Source organism: Neobacillus sp. Soil_C_43 (assembly GCF_057656715.1).
On sequence record NZ_JBDGJV010000016.1, the window covers coordinates 70,485 to 94,488 of the forward strand.

At 34.0% G+C, this 24,004-nt stretch carries 22 protein-coding genes and 2 riboswitches; of the genes, 16 read left to right on the forward strand and 6 right to left on the reverse strand.

All coding sequences use genetic code 11. From position 1 onward, the window contains the following. Window positions 1-234: 234 nt before the first annotated feature. The 9 genes from AC3A54_RS19395 to rfbB all read left to right on the forward strand — a co-directional run bounded on the left by AC3A54_RS19395 (window position 235) and on the right by rfbB (window position 10,012). Window positions 235-1,146 carry a glycosyltransferase gene (locus tag AC3A54_RS19395; RefSeq protein WP_487655783.1) on the forward strand — a complete coding sequence of 304 codons (912 nt, stop codon included), beginning with the start codon at window positions 235-237 and terminating at the stop codon, window positions 1,144-1,146. Between the two features lie 324 nt (window positions 1,147-1,470). Further along, entirely contained in the window at window positions 1,471-2,787 is a 1,317-nt protein-coding gene (locus AC3A54_RS19400; protein WP_487655784.1) for a flippase, read from the forward strand. A gap of 1 nt (window position 2,788) precedes the next feature. Then, window positions 2,789-3,931, forward strand: coding sequence for a glycosyltransferase (locus AC3A54_RS19405; protein WP_487655785.1), 1,143 nt, complete (start codon window positions 2,789-2,791; stop codon window positions 3,929-3,931). 109 nt (window positions 3,932-4,040) lie between these two features. Next, window positions 4,041-5,273: an O-antigen ligase family protein gene (locus AC3A54_RS19410; RefSeq protein WP_487655786.1), complete on the forward strand. Its 1,233-nt coding sequence runs from the start codon at window positions 4,041-4,043 to the stop codon at window positions 5,271-5,273. A 30-nt stretch (window positions 5,274-5,303) separates the two neighbouring features. Further along, window positions 5,304-6,365: an acyltransferase family protein gene (locus AC3A54_RS19415; protein WP_487655787.1), complete on the forward strand. Its 1,062-nt coding sequence runs from the start codon at window positions 5,304-5,306 to the stop codon at window positions 6,363-6,365. 314 nt (window positions 6,366-6,679) lie between these two features. Beyond that, on the forward strand, window positions 6,680-7,558 hold the full coding sequence (gene rfbA / locus AC3A54_RS19420) for a glucose-1-phosphate thymidylyltransferase RfbA (protein WP_487655788.1): 879 nt from the start codon (window positions 6,680-6,682) through the stop codon (window positions 7,556-7,558). 16 nt (window positions 7,559-7,574) lie between these two features. Further along, the gene (rfbC, locus tag AC3A54_RS19425; RefSeq protein ID WP_487655789.1) at window positions 7,575-8,135 is read left to right on the forward strand and encodes a dTDP-4-dehydrorhamnose 3,5-epimerase; all 561 of its coding nucleotides are present in this window, start codon (window positions 7,575-7,577) and stop codon (window positions 8,133-8,135) included. 3 nt (window positions 8,136-8,138) lie between these two features. Beyond that, the gene (gene rfbD / locus AC3A54_RS19430; protein ID WP_487655790.1) at window positions 8,139-8,993 is read left to right on the forward strand and encodes a dTDP-4-dehydrorhamnose reductase; all 855 of its coding nucleotides are present in this window, start codon (window positions 8,139-8,141) and stop codon (window positions 8,991-8,993) included. Next, on the forward strand, window positions 8,993-10,012 hold the full coding sequence (gene rfbB, locus AC3A54_RS19435; protein WP_487655791.1) for a dTDP-glucose 4,6-dehydratase: 1,020 nt from the start codon (window positions 8,993-8,995) through the stop codon (window positions 10,010-10,012). Before rfbD ends, rfbB begins: the two co-directional genes overlap by 1 nt. Window positions 10,013-10,175: 163 nt before the next feature. Here the strand turns inward: rfbB and tagU (AC3A54_RS19440) are convergent, their stop codons facing one another. The 4 genes from tagU (AC3A54_RS19440) to AC3A54_RS19455 all read right to left on the reverse strand — a co-directional run bounded on the left by tagU (AC3A54_RS19440) (window position 10,176) and on the right by AC3A54_RS19455 (window position 13,524). Next, window positions 10,176-11,099: a polyisoprenyl-teichoic acid--peptidoglycan teichoic acid transferase TagU gene (tagU, locus tag AC3A54_RS19440; protein ID WP_487655792.1), complete on the reverse strand. Its 924-nt coding sequence runs from the start codon at window positions 11,097-11,099 to the stop codon at window positions 10,176-10,178. Between the two features lie 513 nt (window positions 11,100-11,612). Further along, window positions 11,613-12,167, reverse strand: a complete 555-nt coding sequence (locus AC3A54_RS19445) for a competence protein ComK (protein ID WP_487655793.1) — start codon at window positions 12,165-12,167, stop codon at window positions 11,613-11,615. A gap of 403 nt (window positions 12,168-12,570) precedes the next feature. Then, complete coding sequence (locus tag AC3A54_RS19450; protein ID WP_487655794.1) at window positions 12,571-12,795, reverse strand: helix-turn-helix domain-containing protein; 225 nt, start codon at window positions 12,793-12,795, stop codon at window positions 12,571-12,573. A 222-nt stretch (window positions 12,796-13,017) separates the two neighbouring features. Then, window positions 13,018-13,524 carry a sigma-70 family RNA polymerase sigma factor gene (locus AC3A54_RS19455; RefSeq protein ID WP_487655795.1) on the reverse strand — a complete coding sequence of 169 codons (507 nt, stop codon included), beginning with the start codon at window positions 13,522-13,524 and terminating at the stop codon, window positions 13,018-13,020. Window positions 13,525-13,838: 314 nt separating this feature from the next. Here AC3A54_RS19455 and AC3A54_RS19460 point away from each other — a divergent pair, with 314 nt between their 5' ends. After that, window positions 13,839-14,681 (forward strand): hypothetical protein, encoded by an 843-nt coding sequence (locus tag AC3A54_RS19460; protein ID WP_487655796.1) that lies wholly within the window; start codon window positions 13,839-13,841, stop codon window positions 14,679-14,681. Between the two features lie 233 nt (window positions 14,682-14,914). Beyond that, on the forward strand, window positions 14,915-15,064 hold the full coding sequence (locus tag AC3A54_RS19465; RefSeq protein ID WP_487655797.1) for a hypothetical protein: 150 nt from the start codon (window positions 14,915-14,917) through the stop codon (window positions 15,062-15,064). Window positions 15,065-15,283: 219 nt separating this feature from the next. Here AC3A54_RS19465 and tagU (AC3A54_RS19470) read toward each other — a convergent pair whose 3' ends face one another. After that, the gene (gene tagU / locus AC3A54_RS19470; RefSeq protein ID WP_487655798.1) at window positions 15,284-16,207 is read right to left on the reverse strand and encodes a polyisoprenyl-teichoic acid--peptidoglycan teichoic acid transferase TagU; all 924 of its coding nucleotides are present in this window, start codon (window positions 16,205-16,207) and stop codon (window positions 15,284-15,286) included. 1,350 nt (window positions 16,208-17,557) lie between these two features. Then, window positions 17,558-17,642: riboswitch (cyclic di-GMP riboswitch) on the forward strand. Between the two features lie 82 nt (window positions 17,643-17,724). Between tagU (AC3A54_RS19470) and AC3A54_RS19475 the strand changes: the two genes are divergently transcribed. From AC3A54_RS19475 to AC3A54_RS19490, 4 genes are all read left to right on the forward strand, one after another. Further along, complete coding sequence (locus tag AC3A54_RS19475; protein WP_487655799.1) at window positions 17,725-19,026, forward strand: DUF5667 domain-containing protein; 1,302 nt, start codon at window positions 17,725-17,727, stop codon at window positions 19,024-19,026. Between the two features lie 725 nt (window positions 19,027-19,751). Then, window positions 19,752-19,832: riboswitch (cyclic di-GMP riboswitch) on the forward strand. Window positions 19,833-20,132: 300 nt separating this feature from the next. Continuing rightward, on the forward strand, window positions 20,133-21,566 hold the full coding sequence (locus tag AC3A54_RS19480) for a hypothetical protein (RefSeq protein WP_487655800.1): 1,434 nt from the start codon (window positions 20,133-20,135) through the stop codon (window positions 21,564-21,566). A gap of 45 nt (window positions 21,567-21,611) precedes the next feature. After that, complete coding sequence (locus tag AC3A54_RS19485; RefSeq protein ID WP_487655801.1) at window positions 21,612-22,604, forward strand: hypothetical protein; 993 nt, start codon at window positions 21,612-21,614, stop codon at window positions 22,602-22,604. Window positions 22,605-22,687: 83 nt separating this feature from the next. Continuing rightward, the gene (locus AC3A54_RS19490; protein WP_487655802.1) at window positions 22,688-23,221 is read left to right on the forward strand and encodes a hypothetical protein; all 534 of its coding nucleotides are present in this window, start codon (window positions 22,688-22,690) and stop codon (window positions 23,219-23,221) included. 54 nt (window positions 23,222-23,275) lie between these two features. On the opposite strand, the gene AC3A54_RS19495 is transcribed toward AC3A54_RS19490, so the two are convergent. Then, entirely contained in the window at window positions 23,276-23,446 is a 171-nt protein-coding gene (locus AC3A54_RS19495; RefSeq protein WP_487655803.1) for a hypothetical protein, read from the reverse strand. Between the two features lie 196 nt (window positions 23,447-23,642). Between AC3A54_RS19495 and AC3A54_RS19500 the strand changes: the two genes are divergently transcribed. After that, window positions 23,643-23,810 (forward strand): aspartyl-phosphate phosphatase Spo0E family protein, encoded by a 168-nt coding sequence (locus tag AC3A54_RS19500; RefSeq protein ID WP_487655804.1) that lies wholly within the window; start codon window positions 23,643-23,645, stop codon window positions 23,808-23,810. The last annotated feature ends 194 nt before the right edge of the window (window positions 23,811-24,004 follow it).

Genomic DNA, 24,004 nt, shown 5'->3' on the forward strand with positions numbered 1-24,004 from the left:
TATTTAAATGATAGAAGTAACTGAGGAATTTTGAAATGGTTGAACTTTAATTTAAGTGGTTATAATATTCGCTTTTATTAGAATATAATTTTACCTGATATCATTTTTTAGGAATTTTATATTGGAAATGCAACTTAAATGCTATTTTTAGAATATAAGACACCTACCCTAAAAGCAAGATTTTACTAATATTTGAGGATAGATTATTAATTGAAATTTATTAGGAGTATATAAATGAAAGATAATAAAAATATAGAAGGGTCAGAAAAATACCATTTAGCTATTATTATATTAAATTATAATAATTACAATTTAACTATAAAAACAGTTCAAGATTTAATTAGCAAAGGTATAATGCACCCTATTATTGTAGTAGATAACTTATCTCCAAATGAAAGTTATATAGAACTAAACAAAGCATTTGGGGATATTGATATTATTGATGTAATAAAATCTAATAAGAATGGTGGTTATTCTTACGGAAATAACTGTGGAGTTAAATATGCGGAAAACAAATACCCGTATTTAAAATATATATGTATTATGAACCCAGATGTTTCGGTAGAAACCACTGTACTAGATAATTTAACAATATTATTAGAAAAAAATAGTGAAATTGCTCTTGCTTCAGGGGTACAGATACTGGATGGGAGAGAGTATTTCGGTTGGGATTTACCCGGATACAAAGATGTTATATTAAATAATATTCCTATTTTAAATAAACTAAGAATGCTAAAAATGAATAAATATTTTACACAGTACCACTCAAATAAATCTAATGAAATTTTACAGATTGATGTTTTATCTGGGTGTTTTTTTATTATAAAGTTAGAAGTATTTAAGGAAGTAAATTATTTTGATGAAAAAGTATTTTTATATTACGAAGAAAATATTTTATCTTATAAAATTAAAAAAAAGGGTTTAAAGAGTGTGGTAAGTTTAAAGGATTCCTTTTATCATAACCACCAGCATAAAAGCAAAAAGCTTAAAGTGATTCAAAAAGATTACTCGATATTTCTAGAATCTCAAAGATATTACTGCAAAAATATATTAAATATAAAAAGCACTAAATTACTATGGATACTGGGCCTTTTCAATAAGCATGTAATTATCAGTTTAAAAAATCTTGCGAAATATATAAATTAATTCAAATAGGATTAATTTAGGTTAATTTAATTTAAATTATGACAAGAATAATATATTACAATCGATCTTCTTCATTTTAGGGACTTTGAACAAGCCAACACTCTTTGGCTTTTAGGTAGTAACATTAAAGGATGTCTTATTTATTTTTGGTTTTATTATTATTATCATTAGTAAAAAGATTGATATAACCAGTTGAGCATGCTTTACTATTAGTTTTTTTGAGAGATTTTCCATTTTTGTTGTTAAATAATTTTCAATTGCTTAATTGAAAATTAGCTTTATTAAATGGATAAATGGAAGAAACACCGAAATGGAGAATTAATTATGATTAGCAATATAAAACTCACAAAATTTTTAAAGAAACAAAAGAAGTATTTCTTGAATAATGACAGCTCCAAAAGGATTTTGTCTAATATGTTCTCATTATTCATTTTGCAAGGATCTAATTATTTACTTCCACTTATTACTGTACCATATAGTATAAGAACTCTAGGTGCTGAAAATTATGGACTAGTTGCATTCTCAATGGCTTTTATTGTATTATTTCAAGTTTTAACAGACTATGGATTTAATTTATCTGCAACGAGAAAAATATCTATTTATAAACATGATAAACGAAAAGTAGAGAAAATATATAGTACTATTATAGTTTGTAAAATTATTTTGTGTATTATCAGTTTTATCATTTTATGTAGTACTGTCTTATTAATTGAAAAGTTCAGAATTGACTTTTTAACATATGTGTTTGCCTTTGGAACAGTTATAGGTAATATCTTCTTCTCTATTTGGTTCTTTCAAGGTATTGAGAAAATGAAATATATAACATATTTGAATCTAATATCTAGAGGTGTATATACTCTGCTAGTTTTTATACTTGTTAAAAGTCAAGCGGATTATAATACCTTAATAATATTAAATTCATTGGTAGCTGTTATAAATGGAATATTAAGTTCCTTTATAATATTTTATAAATACCATATTAGATTTATCTTGCCAGCATTTGATCAAATAATTGAAGAGTTTATTGAGGGTTGGCATATATTTGTAGCATCTTTATTAGCTAATATTTTGGCAGCTAGTGGAACGCTAATATTAGGATTATTTCAAACTAAAGAAGTAGTTGGGAATTTTGCGGCTATTGATAAAATTTTAAAAGCAATTAATGGATTATTAACACCAATTACTCAAACCCTTTTTCCGTACATTAGTGCAAAGTTTGGAACATCGTTTGACCAAGGTGTAATAGCAATTAAAAAGGTCAGTTGGTTTGTTATTCCACTATCGCTAGTTATTTCTATTTTGGTTTTAATTTCGAGTGATGAAATAATAAATATATTATATGGCCCTGAATATATTAATTTTTCTGTAGTCCTTGAGTGTTTATCTATATGGATTACATTAGGAATAATAAATAATATGATTGGGATTCAATTTTTAGTAGGTAGTGGTAATGGAGGGGAATATAGTAAGGCGTTTTTTGTTGCTACCACTGTAACCCTACTTTTATATTTTTCATTAGTACCTTTTATATCATTTTTTGGTATTGTAATTGGGATGTTAGTTGGCGAAACATTATTAACATTGAGTATGTTATATAGAATTAAAAGTAATAATAATATGCTCATCAGAGAGGAAGCATGAAATGAAATCAATTTTATATATATCTCTTATTGATTGGCATTTTGCTAAACAAAGACCGCAACATTTAGCAGAACTTCTAAGTAATGAATATAATCTGTTTTATATTTGTCAAATGCCGATAATAATAAATGGTATAAATTCAAGGAAAATAAATCCTACATTAAAGCAACGAAAATTTAAAAACAAGCAAAACATGGTAATTGAAAGAAGAGTTATGATCCCAGGTAGTAGATTTAAGTTAGTGAATTCAATTAATCAAAATTTGTTTAAAAATTATATTATGGAATTATGTAATAAGAATAGTTTTGACATAATATGGCTGACTCACCCTCAACAATTAAGCCTTATTCCAGAAGGTTTTAAAGGGTCTTTAATTTATGACTGTATGGATAATTATGCTGAGTTCTCAAGAAATACAGAAGAAAGAAATGAAATTAATAAAACAGAGGAACAACTGTGTAGAAAAGCAAATATTATTTTTGCAAGTAGTAATGGGTTGGTTAAGAAAGTCAGTAGCTATCTACAACCGAAAGACTCAAGTAAAATTACATTAATTCAAAATGCAGTAGATTTTAAACATTTTAATATTGCTTATAATAAAAATCATAATGATGGTAAGGAAATAGGAACGCGAGATAGGAAAAATGTTGGTTATTTTGGAACTATAGGTAATTGGTTCGATATTGAATTGTTGGTCGATACTGCAAAAAAAATGCCTGAAATGGATTTTATTGTTATCGGGCCAATTGGGAACTGGGAATTAATTAACCAATCAAAAAACATTAATAATATAAAAATTTTAGGTCCTAAACCATTTGAAGAACTACCAGACTACTTAAAAAGATTTGATGTATGTATAATGCCTTTTAAGGTGAATTCATTAATCCAAGATGTAAACCCAGTTAAAATATATGAATATTTAGCTGCTGGAAAGCCTACTGTAGCTACCAAGTATGAAGAACTGAATGTATTCCAAGACAATATTTATTTAGCCAAAGACAGTAATGAGTTTGTTGGGAAAATAAAGGATGCACTAAATGAAGATTCTACCGAATTGTCATTGAAGAGAATAGAATTTGCATCTCAACATACTTGGAAAGAGAAAGGTAAGAAAATAAAAAAAATGATAGATAGCATAACTTAAACTAACTTTTCTAGTTTGCAATGCTACTCTACTTCTAATTACTTATTCAAACATTCAGAAGATAAGTATTAGTGAAAATGATATCATATACAAGTAATGAGGTAAATGCATGAAAATAATCATATTAATAGTCTTAGGACTATTATTAATATACTCTTACAAGAAACCACATATCACTGGAATGATATTTTGCTTAGTAGTTAGTCTCAGTCCATTAATTAAGGGATTGATTGGTGATAATGGCTATAATTTTTTAATAATTGAAATTCTATTACTTCTTTTAATTAGAGTAATCAAAGATGGGATCTTTAAAAGAAATTTAATTGTTTATTTCTCCATTGTGCTAGTTTGTTTATTATTACAAATATTTATTGTTGGCATTTATACAGAACAGGTTATTCTCTCAATTCACAGATATATCTATATACCTATAGTGGCACTTTATTCCATAAAATACATGGTTGAAAAAAATATCAGGCTCTCAATGGTCTATACGCCATATTTCATCATTAACTTAGGTATATTATATTACAGAGCCCTTATTGATTACACATTCTTTGGTGTTATGAGAGATGAAAACATTTTAATTTTCGAAGATGTAGTTAAAATGGGAAGTGTTTTTTATAGACCGTCAAATTTTAACTCTCCAATAGTTTTTTCAATTGAGCTTGTGATGTATTTATGCCTATTATTTCTGGAAAGTAATAAAAATAAAATATTTTATATTATGGTAGCTTTAAGTGCTTTTCCGCTATTAGTAATGCAAAGTCGCTCCTCATACATCATTATACTTTTGTTTGTTATAATATATTGTTTACTAGAAAAAAAGTTTATTATACTGACAGGTCTTATACTTGCAGTAATAAGCTTAGGAGTAACATTTGGTGATAAAATTTATTTGTTTACAGTATTTGACTTACAAGAAAAAAGCTATACAGGAAGAATCGATTCAATAATGAATACAATATCAAAATTTCAGAATGAAGACTGGTATGTAATATTATTTGGTAGAGGTGTAGGTAGTGCTAATCTAAACCTTGGTGCACTTGATAATAATTATGGAGGTATTTATGTTGAAAACTTCTTTATGTCATTACTTTTTGATTCAGGAATAATTGTTTTTAGTATGTGGTTAATATTTAATGTTGTATTGTTAGTTGTAGCATTTTCAAAGAAATCATTGTTATCAAGGTATAGCTTTATAATAATTATTTGCCTTTTAGTTACAAATTTATTAGCTTCGAATCTAACAGCATATGTAATTCAATCTTTCTATTGGAACCTGGTTTTTATTATTATTTATAATAATAAAATAACCATAAAATCAAAAATAAAACACTAATACTTGCAGATGAGCAAGAGAGGTTATTTTATGAATGTAAATACAAAAAATTTTGATGAAAATCGATATATTAATTTTGCACGGGCTTCCGGAATAATTATGGTGGTTGTTGGCCATTCCGAATCACCAATAACATCTATAATTTATTTATTCCATATGTCTTTATTTTTTTTCATTTCAGGATACTTGTATAAGGATAAATATAGTAATGATATAAAGTTACAAATAATTAAAAAGGTTAAATCATTATATATACCATTTATTAAATATCAGATAGCATTTTTACTCTTACACAACTTATTTTTTTATACTAAGATTTACACCTCCTATTATGGTATTTCAAAATTTAGTGGATTAGATTATTTGAAAGGTTTTATAAATATAATATTATTTGGGGGAAATGATCAATTACTTGGCGGATTTTGGTTTCTTACAGCAATGTTTGAGGTTACTGTTATTTATGCGTTAATTTGTTATTTTTCATTAAAAGTTAACCTTAACAGTCAATATATTAGAAATGTGCTTGTATTTACACTGTTTATTATTGGGAATATTCTTATTTATTTTGGAATAAAGTTACCCAGGTTTTTAGATACTGCAATCATATTGATAGTTATTTATCATATTGGATATCTTTATAAGAAGTATGAAAGAATAATTCCGATGAATATATATTTTTTTGTTGTGTCTTTATTATCTATTTTGACATTAAATAAATTTGGTAGCATAAATGTTGGTAGAAATGAATATACAAATCCAATTTATTTCATTATTTGCTCTTTACTAGGAATTTATATTGTCTTTTATATTTCGAAACATTTAAATAGAAGATTTAGGCTCAACTTATTAAATTTTATTGGTCAAAATACTCTCCATATATTTGCCCTACATTTTTTATCTTTTAAAATTGTAAGTTTAATAATCGTAAAGATATATCACTATCCAATTCATGATATATCTATGTTTCCCGTTATATCAGGTCAAGGGATAAACTGGCTTGTGTATTCATTCATAGGTGTTCTTGTACCAACCTTAATTAAATACGTCTATGATAAAATATATGCTCAATTGCGATTAAATAAAAATGCGTAGAAACCTAATTAAGCCCAAAGTTTTTAAATGTGCTATTAAGAAATTGAGCAAGCATCAAACTATGATTTTGGCAGGGTTCAAACAATTTGGATGATTGGGTCGAATTTAATTAAACAATCTTATTTAGGTCTTTCCATAGGTATTGAAAATGTTAGAGTAAGAAGACGATGATTCAATTGTACTTAAAAAACCCCTAAAAGATAGGTTGATAAAGGAATAATTCATATGAATAAGGATATTATTTCTAACAATGTGTAGATATCGATCAATTGGGAGTTAAGATATCAAATATATAAATAAGGGTGATTTAGAATATGAAAGGTATAATACTTGCGGGTGGAAGCGGTACAAGATTATTTCCATTAACAATGGTTACTAGTAAACAGCTTTTACCAATTTATGATAAACCTATGATTTATTATCCCTTATCAACGTTAATGCTTGCTGGAATTAGAGATATTCTTATTATTTCAACTCCGGAGGATACTCCTCGTTTTGAGGCATTATTAGGAAATGGTATTCAATTTGGAATTAATCTCGAATATAGGATTCAGCCTAGCCCGGATGGATTAGCTCAGGCTTTTTTAATTGGAGAAGAGTTTATTGGTAACAATTCGGTAGCAATGATTTTGGGAGACAATATCTACTATGGAAGTGGTATGAGGAAAATACTCCAACGTGCTGCACAAAAGGAAAGGGGTGCAACAGTTTTTGGATATCATGTTCAAGACCCAGAGCGATTTGGTGTAGTTGAATTTGATGAAAATGGTAAAGTTCTAAGCGTTGAGGAAAAGCCAGAAGTTCCAAAATCAAATTATGCCGTTACAGGTCTATATTTTTATGATAATCGTATTATAGATATTGCAAAGAATGTCAAACCATCTTCTCGTGGAGAGCTAGAGATTACATCGGTAAATGATACTTATTTACGAATGGGCGAGCTTGATGTTGAACTTCTAGGGCGTGGTTTTACATGGCTAGATACAGGAACACATCAAAGTTTAGTAGCAGCAACTAATTTTGTAAAAACGATTGAAGAGCATCAAGGGATTAAAATTGCCGCCCCTGAAGAGATTGCGTATATCAATGGGTGGATTGGAAAAGAAGAATTAATTGAATCTGGAGAGAAATTCTCTAAGACTGGTTATGGACAATACCTATTAAAGGTAGCAAATGGAAGCATAAAGTATTAAATAAGAGGTGTTTTAAGTGAACTTTATTGAAACCTCCATACCAGGAGTGAAAATTTTTGAACCTAAAGTATTTGGAGACCATCGTGGATGGTTCATGGAGACTTACAGTGAAGCGATATTTAAAGAAGCAGGATTAAATATAAAGTTTGTACAAGATAATCAATCTTTGTCTGCAGCAAAAGGAACATTAAGAGGCTTGCATTATCAATTAAATCCTAAGGCACAAACAAAGCTTGTTCGATGCACAAAAGGGGCCATTTTTGATGTAGCAGTTGATATACGAAAAGGGAGCCCTACGTTTGGTAACTGGTTTGGAATAGAGCTAAGTGCAGACAATAAGAAACAATTATTAATTCCTCAGGGATTTGCGCATGGATTTATGACTTTGACTGATGATGTAGAAGTTCAGTATAAAGTGGACGAGATTTATGCACCAGAGTGCGATCGCGGTATTTTATGGAATGATCCTACTATTGGAATTGATTGGCCAATTGATATTACTCCTGTTTTATCTGCCAAAGATGAAAAGGCACCGCTTCTAGAAGAGGCTGAGATTAATTTTATCTATGGAGAATAAATAATGAAAATACTAGTAACCGGTTATACAGGACAATTGGGATTTGATGTGGTGCGAGAGGGATTGGAATACGGATTTGACATGGTGGGTGTTGGTTCAAAAGATTTGAACATAACTGATGAACATGCAGTTTACAAATATGTAAAAGAGACTAATCCAGATGCTATTATTCATTGTGCAGCATATACCACAGTTGATAAGGCGGAAGATGATAGGGAAAACTGCTGGAATGTTAATGTTAATGGTACGAAGTATTTGGCAAGTGCAGCAAAAGAACTAAATGCCAAGTTTATGTATATCAGCACTGATTATGTTTTTAATGGTGAAGGGGATATGCCTTTTGTTGAATCCGACACACCTAACCCAGAAGGATATTATGGTAAAACAAAATATGAAGCTGAGAAAGTAATTCAATCCTTATTATCAGAATGGTTCATAGTGCGAATATCTTGGGTTTTTGGTTTGAACGGAAACAACTTCGTTAAAACGATGTTACGACTGGCAGAAACTCGTAATGAAATAAATGTAGTTGGTGATCAAATCGGATCCCCTACTAATACTCAAGATTTGTCAGTTTTATTATTAGATATGATACAAACAGATAGATTTGGTATTTACCATGCAACCAATGAGGGCTATTGCAGTTGGGCTGAATTTGCAAGGGAAATCTTCCATTTGGCAGAGAAATCCGTAAAAGTAAATTCAATTAAAACTGAAGAATATCCTACTAGAGCTATTAGGCCCAAGAACTCTCGAATGTCTAAGCAAAAGTTAATCGATAAAGGATTTAATTCGTTGCCATCTTGGCAGGACTCCTTAAATCGTTACTTAAGTGCACTACTACATGAGGTGAAATAATGACGAATAAAAAGATTCTTGTCACTGGTGGAGCAGGTTTTATTGGTGGGAACTTTGTTCAATTCATGGTGGATAAGTATCCACAATATGATATATATAATTTAGATTTATTAACATATGCTGGTGATTTGACCAAGCACCGAGAAATTGAAAAGAAGGACAACTACCATTTTGTTAAAGCGGATATTGCCGATCGTGAGACAATTTTTACACTTTTTGAAAAAGAGAAATTTGATTATGTAGCTCATTTTGCAGCTGAAAGTCATGTGGACCGTTCTATAACGGAGCCGGAAATTTTTGTACGTACAAATGTGTTAGGAACACAAGTATTACTTGATGCAGCTAAGCAGGTAGGAGTTAAGAAGTTTGTTCATGTTTCAACAGATGAAGTATATGGTGAATTAGATTTTGATCCAAGTACATTCTTTACTGAAGAAACTCCGTTACAACCAAATAGCCCATACAGTGCAAGTAAGGCGTCATCTGATTTCTTAGTACGGGCTTACCATGAAACATTTGGACTTCCAGTAAATATCACACGATGTTCAAATAACTATGGACCATTTCACTTTCCTGAAAAGTTAATTCCACTAACAATATCTAGGGTTTTAAATGATGAGAAGGTTCCTGTATACGGGGATGGGAAGAACATCCGTGATTGGTTACACGTGTTAGATCACTGTTCAGCCATTGATCTTGTATTGCATGAAGGAGTAAATGGTGAGGTCTATAACGTTGGTGGTCATAATGAGCGAACTAATTTAGACGTGGTTAAAACAATTATTAGTACACTAGGAAAATCTGAAGAGTTAATTGAATTTGTAACAGATCGTTTAGGTCATGATAAACGATATGCAATTGATCCTACAAAGTTAGAGAACTTAGGTTGGAAGCCAACTTATACCTTTGAAACTGGTATTGCTCAGACCATTGATTGGTATTTAAACAATAAGTGGTGGTGGGAGCAAATTATCAGCGGAGAGTACCAAAATTATTTTAATAAGCAGTACTCTTTATAATAATAAATTTAATATAACCCTTTTAGCTGTATTCTTTTATATGAATACTGCTGAAAGGGCTATAGTTTATAGTAAATTAATTCCTTTGAACTTGAAAACTATTACTTGTATGGTTCATTAGCATAGGGATAATAGAATTCAGCAAATAGTAATGCCTTTTTTATTATTTTATCTCTAATTGTTCTCTCAAAACATTCTGTACTCGCTGTTTCTCCTCTGAAGATACAATTCCATAATAAATTTTATCAATTTTTGTTCCTTGTTCCTTTATTTCCATTTGCTGAATGTCGTTTGCTGCGTCTTTATAATTCTTTTGGATGTCCATCATCTGTTCAAATGTGAGATTCGTTTTCACATTGCTACCAAGTGCTTTGAATATATTTGAGTAGTTCGTTAAGCTCGATAAGCTTGCGCCTTCCTTAATAACGCCTTGAATAATTTGGCGTTGCCTCATTTGTCGGCCGAAGTCCCCTCTTGGATCTTCGTGTCTCATTCTTGAATAGCTCAATGCTTTCGCACCATTTAATGTTATCTCACCTTTAGGAAACTCAAATCCATCTGAAGAAAATTGTAAATCATTTTGTACAGTTACTCCGCCAACCGCATCAACAATATCTTTAAAGCCTTCCATGTTAATTTTTACATAATAATCAATCGGGATATCAAGGAAGTTTTCTACTGTATCCATGGCCATTGGAACGCCTCCAAAGGCATACGCATGGTTAATCTTATCCTCTTTCCCTTTTCCAACGATTTCCGTTCTAGTATCACGTGGGATACTTAGCATTTTTACAGAATGATTTTTTGGGTTAACAGTTAACACAATCATGGAGTCCGAACGGCCGCGGTCCCCTTTTCGTTCATCTACTCCTAACATTAAGACGGAGAAAGGAACTTTCTTCGTAAATTCAACAGGGTCCTGGCGTTTATCTGATTGTTGACGCTCAATTGGTTGGTGCATGGTCTCTACCGCATTTTTAAGAGAGTGATAGACAGAATAAGCGTAAACTCCCACACCTATAAAGAGAACTAGTAATATAATGCCTGTTACTTTAAGCCATTTTCTCTTCTTTTTTTCAGTTTTCATTTGGGCAAATCCTCCAAGAAGTATATTAATTTATCAATTATATATGTCCAAAGTATTTTACAATTTTTTCAAATTAGGGCTATATTATTATAAACCTTTATCTCTGAAAAAGGTACTATTAGGTATTATTATCAATCTCTTTTATTTGTAATGGTGAACTTCAAAGATTTTATGAAGAAACTATTTGTGGCGGAAGTAGTAGAATGTTTTGCTGTATACTTAAAATATAAACACCATGCAACAATTTTTTCACCTTTTTTAATATACAAATCTATTAGTATCAAGGGATGTAGCGTTTCTAATCAAACGTTTAGTTGAAGTTGAAAATTTAGGGATTTGGTCGAAGATTGTCCTTTTGTTCATCATAATTAACAGGGGTTCTTAAAATGACCTTCCAGCTGCGGATTGGAACCCCGATTGCGAGGATTAGTTATTTGTGATCCTTATAACCATTCAATTCATCCAATTATTCTATTACACGATACAGATCCTTAATAGCTAAATCGATGCTTATTAGAGAGGCAACTTCTTCTTCGGTTCTTTTCTCTTTGTTATGATGAGGGATAATTCCTTTTTCTTCGGTTCAAAATAGAAAGCCGTAGGATTGCTGCCTATTTCTACAGTAATCCTGTTTAATTGTTCCGCGTTTTTAAGCTTGGTATTAAATGCAGCAAGTCTACATGGGACTTCAAGCGTGTGACCGTTTGTAAACTCTAAATATGTACTTCTATAAAGGCTGCTTGTTCTAACAATATGATTTGGATTCAACCAGATGGAATCCTCATGCTTGGCTGATTTAGTAGGAAACACACAAATTTTATGTATGGGGTTAATCATTACCGGACACATATGGATATCACCAAGAATCCATTTTGCCGTAGACAACGCACCTTTGAAATCGAAACCAATACACTTAATACTATCCTCAATAATCTCGACTGGAGATTTATCAACCACAAATGACCCATTCGCTTGAGTGACTAAAGTGATCAACTTTCCATTCCGGTCATAAAAACTTACCATGTACATCATGTGCTGATTAATAATATAGAATTTCTTTAAATACAACCGATCCAACCCCTTTATAAATAAATAGTGACTGTTTGTCATTCAAAAAGATCTCATTTTAGCTTCTTTTTGTGTATGCTCCTCCTCTTGATGCCGTCACTATTATTTAGGTACTAAAGGTAGTGGCGGCTTTGATTGTAATAAAATAAAACGCTTACATTTTTGTGAGTAACTGGTGAATCATCTATGGTTGATGGGGGTGATGTTGTTCTTTAATGGTATAAGGATTTACGATTCATGGTGAAGTGGAGTAAGTAACAATATTCCTGTGGTTTATGAGAAACATGTAAGTTGGGAGGATCATGCTAGGAACTCTATAATCCCTGCTTTTTCAGAGAAAATGCAGGGCGAGTTGAACCCATGTACCGAGTTGGAAATGAGAAACACGGGAGAAAATGTATTACTAATCATCATCTGTTTCTTTAAAATCAAGGATTTCACGCATATCTGATATATCGAACGTATCGGCAATGCGATTTAAGTGCTCAAGGTAAACAAACTCTCTTTTTTCTTGGCCCATTGCACTTAATGCTGAATGTCCGATATCCGCTCTTCGCCCGATTTCTCTAAGCGACAAACCAGTCTTATCCATTAAATCATAAATTTTAACATACGCTTTTTTTCCCATAGCTCTCTCTACCACCCAATCTTGTGGACTATAAGGAAAAACTAACATAATAAATTTTCGTAAGTGGTATGCGTATAGATACCAATTACTATTTTTCAATACCTTTTTTTAAAAAAATTTGGATAATTTACACATTTATTGTCGAATTGGGTCAGTCCCCCATACTTTCCCGCGCCAGTCACGCCCCGGATTGTCACCGACTGTTTCCAAAGAAAGGATGGTTTAGTTCAGAGGCATATTTCTTAATTTCTGTAATGCCCCTATCTTCCATTGCTTCACGGCTGAAACAGACACGTTTTCTTGAACCGCCAGATCCTTCATGGTTTGATCGTGGAGGATGACACCCACCACCCATTTTGTTTCTTTTTCTGTCAGTCCATGGCAATATGAAAGCAGAATCTCAGCATCAAAAGGGGTGTCAGGATTTTGGTCTTGTACGGTTTCCCAATACTCTTCTTTGGGATAAGTGACCATTGTCTCATCCTTATTTTTTTGGGTCAGCTCCATTAGGAGTTTCCCTTTAATATAGGTGTACGCATAGTTGGTGAAGCTTCCTTTTTCTGGGTTAAAGCGATTGTCTGCCTCCCAGAGGGCAATTAATGCTGCTTGATAGAATTCATCCTGGTTACGGTAAAGATGAAGAGAGTGCATGATTTTATGAATCATGGGGTTATACTGCTCGACTAACTGATTAAAGCTATCCATTGCTGGATCCTTTCGGGACAGCATGCTTCCAATTTATTCCTAGGTAGCTTAAAGATACCGAGAATAAAGGCTTTAATCGAATAGAGCTTTTTCATTTTTGAAAGGGAAAAGAGAAGGAAAAGAGTCTCTTTTGGCCTCAAAAAACAAATTTGATGCTGATTTTTGCAAATTTGAACCGTTTTGATATGAATTTGGACCGTGGGGACGGTTCTGGAGGCTTTTTTCTTCAAGAAATTTATATGAGCCAGGGGAGCCGTCCCTTTGTGGAAGTGATGATGAGAAGAGATACATGGGTCATTCACCTAATATTCATATGGCCATAAACTGAAGGTGGGGTGATGAATGTGTTACTACGGAATCAAGTGGACCCAGCTACCTATCATCAGAAATATTTTCGTCCATCTAGTTTACTGGCTTTAAATTTAAGATTTACCACTTCGGAGTTCTTGCAACCGTATGTTGAAAAAGCACACGACCAAATTCAGATACCAGCAGAATGGACTAAAACCCCTGAAGATACTCTTCTCAATTATTTTAGTATTTTGCGTGAAGCTGAAAACTTGGGAGGGCGAAGCTGCGGAACGGTTGGTCATGCACGGACTCCATTTCCACTGGCTTACAATTTTTTATCTAAGGAATATCAAAAAACGTTAACCTATGAAGACTATTTTCGTTCGTTTGCTGGGATTGGGCATACGAGTTTGATCAAGCTTTGTCGGGTGCCTGATGGAAAACGAGGTATACGTTTTTTTTATGAGATTGAAACAATTGAAGGGTTTAAGGGTAAAAGTGCGGAGTATTTTGGTTATTCTTACGGATTTATTCAGCTTGTTCACGGACAAGAAGGGTATCGGATTGCAGATTTGCAGCAGTTTCCGGAGGATTTTCTATGCGCACCGTACCATCTTTGGCAGCATGATGCAGAAGCAGTTATTGATATTAAATATGGATATTGGTGCAAGTTGATACAGAAAAGATACCCAACGATAAAAAATGGGTATGTTAAGCATATTTATTTTCACGGTACCGATGGCTTTGATTATCATTTTATATTCTTTACACTAACAAATGGAACAGACATCGAAATCGCTCAATTTCGTAAAGTTGGTGAAAAAACATGGAAACAGGTGAAAATGAAGCCGGAAGAAGAGTGCTTAACGGTAAAAGGGATTAAAAGATAAATTGCCAAAGGTTTCCAGGGGAAGGTTGTCAGGGGGACGGTTCTGCTGGCTTTTTTCTTCATCAAAGATTTTTTTGTGCCACAAGAACTGTCCCAGTGGTTTCGCCTCGAATTTTGTCGAAGATTGATAGGTTTTTAGAGTTGTGGATAGTGATAGAATGAAATTGCAGCTGAATATTGTTGGGGTGGTTGGTTGTTAATCTTCTTTCTGTTTTAGGAAAGGAGGTGATAATCATGGAAACATTTCTTGAAATTCTAAGAGAAGTTCTGAAGGGAGTTGTGCGTGAATTGAGCGCTTATTTCTTTCGGAAAAACGTTCTAGAAAACAAGAAAACCGCCCTACGCCGTCGTAAGCAAAAGGGTGGTTCTCAAGACAAACAATAAGCTTTTTGACAACCACCACCCTGACGGTTGAGGTTGCTGGGAGAAGTGTTAGCGCACTTCTCTTATTTATTATATTTCCATTATACATAAAAGTATTCCTGTAGAAAAGGAGAAATCCTCGGAGACCGGAGACCAAGGGGACGGATCTGCTGCTTTTTTCTTCATCAAAGATTTTTTTGTGCCACGAGAACCGCCCCTGTGGTTTATTCCTGTGATTTATTATTCTATCTCTAATTGTTTCTTCAAAACACTCTGTACTCGCTGTTTTTCCTCTGTAGATACAATTCCATAATAAATTTTATTGATTTTAGTTCCTTGTTCCTTTATTTCCATTTGCTGAATGTCTTTTGCTGCGTCTTTATAATACTTTTGGATATTTAACATTTGTTCAAAAGTAAGATTTGTTTTTACATTGTTCCCAAGTGCTTTGAATATATTTGAATAATTAGTTAAGCTCGACAAGCTTGCGCCTTCCTTTATTACTGCTTGAATAATTTGGCGTTGTCGCATTTGTCGACCAAAGTCACCTCTTGGATCCTCATGTCTCATTCTTGAATAGCTTAATGCTTTCGCACCATTTAACTTTAATTCACCTTTAGGAAACTCATATCCACCAGAAGTAAATTGTAAATCATTTTGAACGGTTACTCCTCCAACCGCATCGACAATATCTTTAAAACCTTCCATATTAATTTGTACATAATAATCAATTGGGATATCAAGGAAGTTTTCTACTGTATCCATGGCCATTGGAACTCCACCAAAGGCATACGCATGGTTAATCTTATCCTCTTTCCCTTTTCCAACGATCTCCGTTCTAGTATCACGTGGAATACTTAGCATCTTAACAGAATGATTGTTCGGATTAACAGTTAACACAATAATCGAGTCTGAACGACCACGATCACCTTTGCGTTCATCTACTCCTAACATTAATACAGAGAAAGGATCCTTCTTCGATAACTCAACAGGCTCCTGACGTTTTTCCGATTGTTTACGCTCAATTGGTTGGTGCATGGTTTCTACCGCATTTTTAAGAGAGTGATAGACAGAATAAGCGTAAACTCCAACACCGATAAAGAGAATTAGTAAGATAATTCCCGTTACCTTAAGCCATTTTCTCTTCTTTTTTTCAGTTTTCATCAGATAAATCCCCCAAGAAGTATATTAATTTAACTATTATATATGGTCCGAAAGTATTTTACAATTTTTTCAAATTAGGCCTTTTTTATTATAAATCAATCTCTTTGTGGAAGATATTATGTCAATTTTGTTAGTAAGGGTGATCGACTTCAAGCTGGGAGACAGAGGTTCAGTCACTCCATTAAGTACCTTTCCATAAAAGAAGCTTTCAGACCTCGACATTCTTCTCAATGATTTTATACCAAGAGTCCTTTATTTAGTTGGTTTTACCCCTGTGTTAATTAATCGTCTGATTAGTATCGAATAAGGGGGTAGAGAGACGAAAGAAGGCATTTCTCATGAAAATTGTTCTTTTTAAGGGAAGGATAGGGGGGAGTTCTGTTATATCTGCGACAAAGTTTTTATCTGATATCTAGGAGAAAGTCTTTATTCTTGCGGATTCTAGCAGTTCCAATTAAACGTTTGAATAGTAAAACATATAGGGGAAAGTGATGAATTTTGTTTAAATTGAGGGAATTGGGAGTGGATAGAGCAATGGTGACTAGTTAAGGTCCTTACATAACAATAGTCGCAATAACAACCTCGAGTTCATTTTCATAAAGGGAGAAATTTGTCCATTTCTTGACATTTTGTTCTAGAATAAGAAGATTCAAGGGAATTTTCGTATACTGTTTTTTGAAAATTATGTATTATAGATTTAATAGGGAAAAAGTCTTACTAAATTTAATGATGAGTAGGTAATAAGTATGCCGTATTATTCATTTCGAGAAGTTTGGACACCTTTGAGGCTTTTTAATATTCGATTTTTTATTGATAACAATGATAATAGTTTTTGGATCAAAATGGGGAATCAACCGAGAAAGAGGCTAACAAAATAACGGTTAAAGAAATTATTCTAACAGGAAAGAGCTCTGTCTGCACAGAGCTCTTTCTCATTATTTTCAGCTAAAGCTACATCTTGGATCAATCATAGTTGTTGTTATTCCTCCATTAGTACAGCCCATGAAAAGGATATATAACTATATTAAGGAGAAATTAAATGATTTTGAAGAGATTAGTATAAATCAGGAAACAGGAAAATAGGAGGTAAATTATAGAAGGTCATGGTATTGTTTTTGCGGCCGAAGATTTCAGAGGATTTGACCGTAATCTTGCTAGAGAATAGCTACTCCTTGTTTCTTGCATATAATTAGATGGATCCAGATTAAGATCTGTAATATAGGGATTTACTCACAATCTATCATGTGGAAGTGTATGTTTTGCATAGTAAAAAAGATATACAATTCCTTATTTTTAATATATATTTAAATTAAATAATGCTGAACAAATAAATTGAGTTATTTTGTTCTCATTTGAAAAAGGCAAATCTATTGAAAAGTAGAGACGCAAAGCCACAGGTCTACGGTATTTTTACTATGATGGCTGGGCTACCAAGTGAAGAATGGAAAAAACTCAATTTTTATATTGGGCTATTTCTGCATTCTTCCTTTACAAAACTAGTTTAGGAGGATTTTTTTATGCCAAAAAAAGAAGTTTTATTCACCAGGAAGTTCCGCAATGTACTTGCCACCACTGTTCTAACGGCAGGATTCACTTTCTCTATGGGAGGTGGACAAGCATTTGCGGATGAGAATGAGGTTCAGGTTGATCCTGCAGCAGGAGATACAGTTCAACAAGGAACTACGGATCCTGTAACCGATTCAACCGTAACAGATGAAACTACGGATCCTGCCGATCAGGAAGAGGCAACAGAGGGAACAGCTACAGATGGAGCGACTGAAAGTACCGACGACGCCGTTACAGAAGAAACACCAGCAGATGAAAGTACCGATGTAACTCAAGAAGAAAGTCCATCCCTTGTCCCTGGTGACTTTTTCTATTTTGTTAAAGTAATGACAGAAAAGATTCGCCTTGCGTTTACTTTTGATGACTATGAGGAAGCTCAATTATTAGCTGATTTTGCAGCTGAACGTATTAAAGAAGCAAATGTTCTACTAGCAGAAGGAAAAACTGAAGAAGCAGAACAGCTTTTAAAAGATGCGATTGCCACGCAGGAGCTTGCTGGTGAAAATTTACCAGATTCTACAGAGTCTTCAGAGGAAACGGAAGGTACTACTGAACAAAAGGATACAGATGTAGTAGAAAGTAAGCTTGCTAATAACATAGATGCGCTATTACTCGCTTTAGAAAAGGTTGAAAATCCAAAAGCTCAACAAGCGATCATGAAAAACGTTCAAAAGACTTTCGAAAAACTTCAAAAGAAGATGAGCAGGCTTGAAGAGTTAGATTCTAAGTTTGCTGAAAAAATGAGTGATATTGAAGGAAAATTAACTGATGGAAGCATTTCTGCTGAGAAGGCTGATCGTGAGAAGAAAAAGCTTCAGGAGGAATTAGGCAAGAAAAAGGATAAGGTTGAAGAAGAAGTAGCTGGCGACGTTGAGGAAGTAAGTACGGAGGCAGCTGAAGAGACAGAAGAAGCTGGTAAAGAGGAAGCTAAAAAAGGGCAAGAAACAGCGGCGGTTAAAAAAGTGGAAGATAAACAAACTGAAGCTGTAAAGCAGGCACAAGAAAAACAACAAGAAGCAACGAAAAAGGCTGAAGAAAAGCAACAAGAAGCAGCGAAAAAAGCGGAAGAAAAGCAAAAGGAAGAAGCCAAAAAAGCTGAAGAAAAACAAAAAGAAGAAGCTAAAAAAGCCGAAGAAAAACAAAAAGAAGAAGCTAAGGCTGAAGAAAAAGAAGATAAAGATAAAGATAAAGATAAAGAAAAAGAAAAAGAAAAAGAAGATCCTGGTAAGGGCAATAAAGGTAAGGGAAATTAATAGTTTATGCTTGGGTGTGCCATTTTTGGCTCACCCTTATTTTTTTACTCGGGACCAGGGAACCAAGGGGACGGTTCTGGTGGTTTTTTGGTTTAAAATATAATTTCAAAAGGGATGAAATAAACGTAAGTATTAGTGATGCGCTTTAGGTAAATTCTTATCTAGGGCATCGAGAGTGGATAAGCAATAGTGACCATTCCCGGTCCTTGCTTAAAAATTGTTACCATTACCACTTTGAGTTCATTTTTATAAAAGGAAATAGAAAACTAAGAGACAGTAGTCGACATTTTTTTTTAAGAATTCTAAGCAAGACCCCACTATTTTCAAGGTTTTCCCCTTTTATTAACTAATCGTTTGATTAGTATCGGATATAGGGGAGGAAGAATGAAAGAAGTCGATCAGTGAGAAATAACTACTATTTTGTGGAATAGGGTGGGAACTCGCGGAAAGTTGGCCGACAATTTTTTATGCCTGATGTGATGTGAAATAGGCAAACTATTGTGTTTATGCTCGTTTTAACCAAACGATTAATTAGTATAGCCTATAGAAAAATGATAAAAAAATGACGAAAGATAGGTTGATAGGGATGATCCATGTGGTCTTGGTTAGAGCCAGGAGAACCGTCCCTTTGGTTTTGTACCTGTCGATACACGTCAATACACGTCGAATTGTTAGTGTTTTCAGAATATACTAGAAAATGGTATATTTAATTATAATGAAGTCTAATCTGATAAAGGCAAACCTACTGAAAAGTAGGGACGCAAAGTCACAGGTCTAAGGTAATCTATGATGGCTGGGCTGCCGGGTTTAATAATTCAAAGGAGTAGATCTATTTGAAGATTAAATCCATTCTCTGTTTCTTACGTAGACGACACAAGTACAGTTATTACACAAGCAAATGTATCAGATGCGGAAAGACAAGTAACAATAGTTATCATTCATAGGGCCTGTGGGCTCTTTTTTTTTGCCCTTTTTCTGGGTTGCCAAGGGGAGTGTATGAGCCAGGAGAACCGTCGTCCCCTATGGTTTTGTGCCTAAACAATTGGTGCTTTTTTCCGAAAAAATAAAGAGATACAAAGTTTTACAAGTTTAGGGGGATTATGGTTGTGAGATTAAACAGATGGCTGGGGGCAGTGATCCTATTATTGATGTTAACAGCGTGCTCTCATTCTACTCAGAAGGCAGTCGGGGATGATATGAATCCGAATCTATCGTCGACGGAAAAGGAGGTAGCCAGACAAGCAGTTTCCTATGTGAAGGCTATCCAAAGCAAAGACTATCAAAAGGCGTTTGATATGGTATCGAATGTATTTAAAGAGGCGGGTATCACTCAGGATGACTTTGCATCGGACATAGACCAATCCACTCTTACTTTCAAAGGTTATAAGATAAGCGTTATAGGAGTGAGAGACCGGTTACCTAGAGAAACATCGAAAACGAATAAAGAGGAGAAATATTATCTCGTGTCTTTGTTTTTTGATTCAAAGGGGGAAACACGAGAGGATTACTCTCCGTATGAAGAATCGGATGTCAAATGGGCTGGTGAGAAGATTTGGTTTCATAAGGAAAAAGGAGGATGGAAATTCTTCGCTACGGATGAACAAGAAGGACTCACGTGGAAACCGGATGCCTATGAGGCGGCTCTAGCTTATGTACAGGCTTTAAAGGATCAGGATGCAGAGGTGATTTCGGCAAGCTATTCCGAGTTCTATAAACAGCAAGGAGAAACGCTGGAAGATATCAGCGAGCAGTTTGCACAGTCCGAAGGAAACATGGTCTCTTATACGATAAAAGAAATTACGGATGATTTACATATCGATGAGGAGGATAATGTTCTTTCTCCAGAGATGCATGAGGAATTAATTAGAGTTAAAGGCAGTTATTATAAGGAGAACTATGAGGGATTGGATGAGCCGGAAGAGTTCAAGTTTGAGTGGTTTTTCCATTTAGAGGATGGTAAATGGAAGTATTTATTGGATGATTCCTATGAGTTTCATAATGCGGCTATTTATAGTTTTTTAGAGAATGGGTTTAAGGATGAGAATCAAGGCGAGGCTTCCTCTCAGGGTACGGCTGAAACCGAAGCGGTTGATTTTAGTATGGAAGATAGTAAAGCAAATAACAAAAAGGTGATGGGGTCCGACTTTTTGAAGCTTGCTAAGCAAGGTCGAATCAAGGGGATTGAGGTTTCGATTGGTGATCCTATTGGACCGGCGATTGAGAATGTCATAGGTACGCCTGATGGGATAGGAGATGCAGAAGGTGGGCGTGTGCTTCTATATAAGAACTGTCATTGCGGGTTAGGTGTGGATTATGATTATGAGGATTATCCTGACTCTCCGGTGTATACTCTTAATCTACCTATTCATCTATCGTATGATGAAATGATTCAAACATTAGGCAAACCAGATGAGGAAGGAATGAGCGAAACGGATTCCTCGTACACGTTATATTACACAATTGGAGACCACACACTTTTTGTTCATCGAAGTGATGGAGCGTCTTCTGGTGCACCATTTGATTCGATTACTTTAAAATAAGCTAGATTTAGATAGAGAAGAATGACAACTTTGGGGGAATAGCAAGTGAGGAAGTTTGTAAAAGGGTGCAGTGTCGCTGTGTTGCTTTTAAGCTTAGTAGTGGGGTGTACCAAGCAGGAAGATATGGTCAGGGTCAATACAGATATTGTGGAGGCCATGAGAACATGGAGTGTTTATGAGGATCCGGAAGATGCGTTTCCTAAGGATGTGATTGAGATGGTGAATCACATCGATCCTACCTTTAATACCACACCGTATACTAGGGAGGAAAAGCCACAGATTATATCCAGTCACGATCTTATTTATAGCCTTAGAAACGCTGAAGAGGAGGTTTCACATAAAGGCTATCTTAAGTTATATAAGGATTTTGAGAAACGGTATAATTCGATCACTCAGGTGAAAAAGGATCCCATTACGGCGATGGATAAACTGGAAGATGAGTTGGAAGGTTTTCGGACAGTGATCCCAAATACGAGTAAAGATCTCTATTTTCATGGACAGGTTTGTACTATTATTGATGAAATCAACTGGTATCGAGAGAAGTATGAAAAAGGGGACAAGGAAGATGAATCGTGGAGGGAGGAGGAGATTGCTACTCGTTTAGCGATGCTAGCTGTAGTGGCTGAACTGGTCAACGATCACCCGGATATCCTAGAATTTGATAGGAACTCTGACTTCCAACGGTATGTGGAAGACTTTGTTTCGGGGCTTGAAATGAAAGCGAACTTTCAAAGGGAGTCACCTGTCAATGAAGTTGTGGAGCAGGAGCAGCCTATTGTGATGGAGCCGGATTCGACGGATGAAGATGAGAAGAATGCAGCGCTTAACAAGGCAATGGCGATTGTAAATGAGAAGATTGTAGGGATTGCTAGCATTGTTGCATATGATGGGGATTTAGATACCAATGGTCAAACCTATTATGCCTTTTACTGCACAAGAGACGACGAGTCAGGAGATTTCAGGCTTTTCGTGAATTCAGGGGATTTTAAGGTCTATAAAGATGATCAAGGCTTTGATACGGAATGGGTGCCTGAGTAAGGAGACCTAAATAAGGGGACAGTCCCCCGGCGCTTTAACGCAGCGGGGGACTGTCCCCATCAATATAAAAGGATGATGGGATAGTGGAGAAGATTATGGAAAACAAAAAACTATTATTTATTGGAGGTATTGTTGGTTTAATTGTCATTATTTTTGTTTTGTATTTTAGCGGTGGTAAGGATACACCTTCTGCAGCAGTTCGTAACTTTATAGAGTCATATAAAGACAATCAAGATGGGGAAGAAGAATATATGGTTTCTGAAGATAATAAGGAGTTTATGGAGCTAAACGCAAAATTAAGTCCTATTTATGAAAGGGCATCAAATTTTCCATTAGATTTCCGTTATCTTAGCGATGAAGCTTTGGATGGATATGAAATAAATAAAGAGGAAACTTTTGATGATTTATTAGCTGATTTTTATGATGAAATTGATATGGGAGATATAAGTGAAAAGGACTTAGAAGATGCCGGGCTTTTAGATGAGCGGCTTAAAGAAAAAGTTGTTCGAGTACCTGTTACTCTAGAACTAAAAGATGGTTCAAAGCAAGAAACTCATTTTTATACAATAAAACAAGATGATGGGTGGAAAGTGTTTGCATTTATGCAAACAAAATAATTTGAATAAAGGGGACAGTCCCCCACTGCTTTACAGCAGCGGGGGACTGTCCCCTTAAAGATTAATATTTAAATAGGTCATTTTGTCTTCTTGAACAAATTGGCAGTTAGGGTGTTTCGGGTTATTTCGAAGCTCATTGGAGAAATTATTTATCAAGCCTGTCAGTTCCGTTTTTTCTGTTTTATTCATATCAAATTCGATACCATATTGAAAAATATCGCTCATTTCCTGTTACCAAACAATATGTCCAACAAATTGAATCTCGGTATTTATTTTCAAATTTCAATTGCACAATTGTTTCGAATTACGACCTCGATGTTATATTTAAACAAATTGTGTCTTTTTTGTTAAATTGGTTGTCCGTACTTCTATTTTTTGTTATATTTTTTCTAGTGAATATTTGTAAATAGGAGCCATTTTTATGTTAACAATGCCAATTTATGATAAAAAGAGTAACTTATTATTAATAATCAAGTCCTTACGAAAAGAAATGATTCAAGTTGGGATAAAAGAGGGACTTGCAAGTGAAAAAACAATAGCAATTAGTCAACAGCTTGATGAGTATATAGCAAAATATCAAGTGATATAGTTAATATACTTCGCATTTTGGTCCAATAGCGAAATTTTGAAGTTTTTCTACTTCGACTAAGCTCACCCCATATCAATAAGAAAAAGACATCCCAAATTAAAGAAATGTCTCCATATGTTTTACTCCCATAAGTTCCTTTTCAAAAATGAAACCACCAATTTTCGACATACTTTTTGATGGTTAAACAGGAAAGA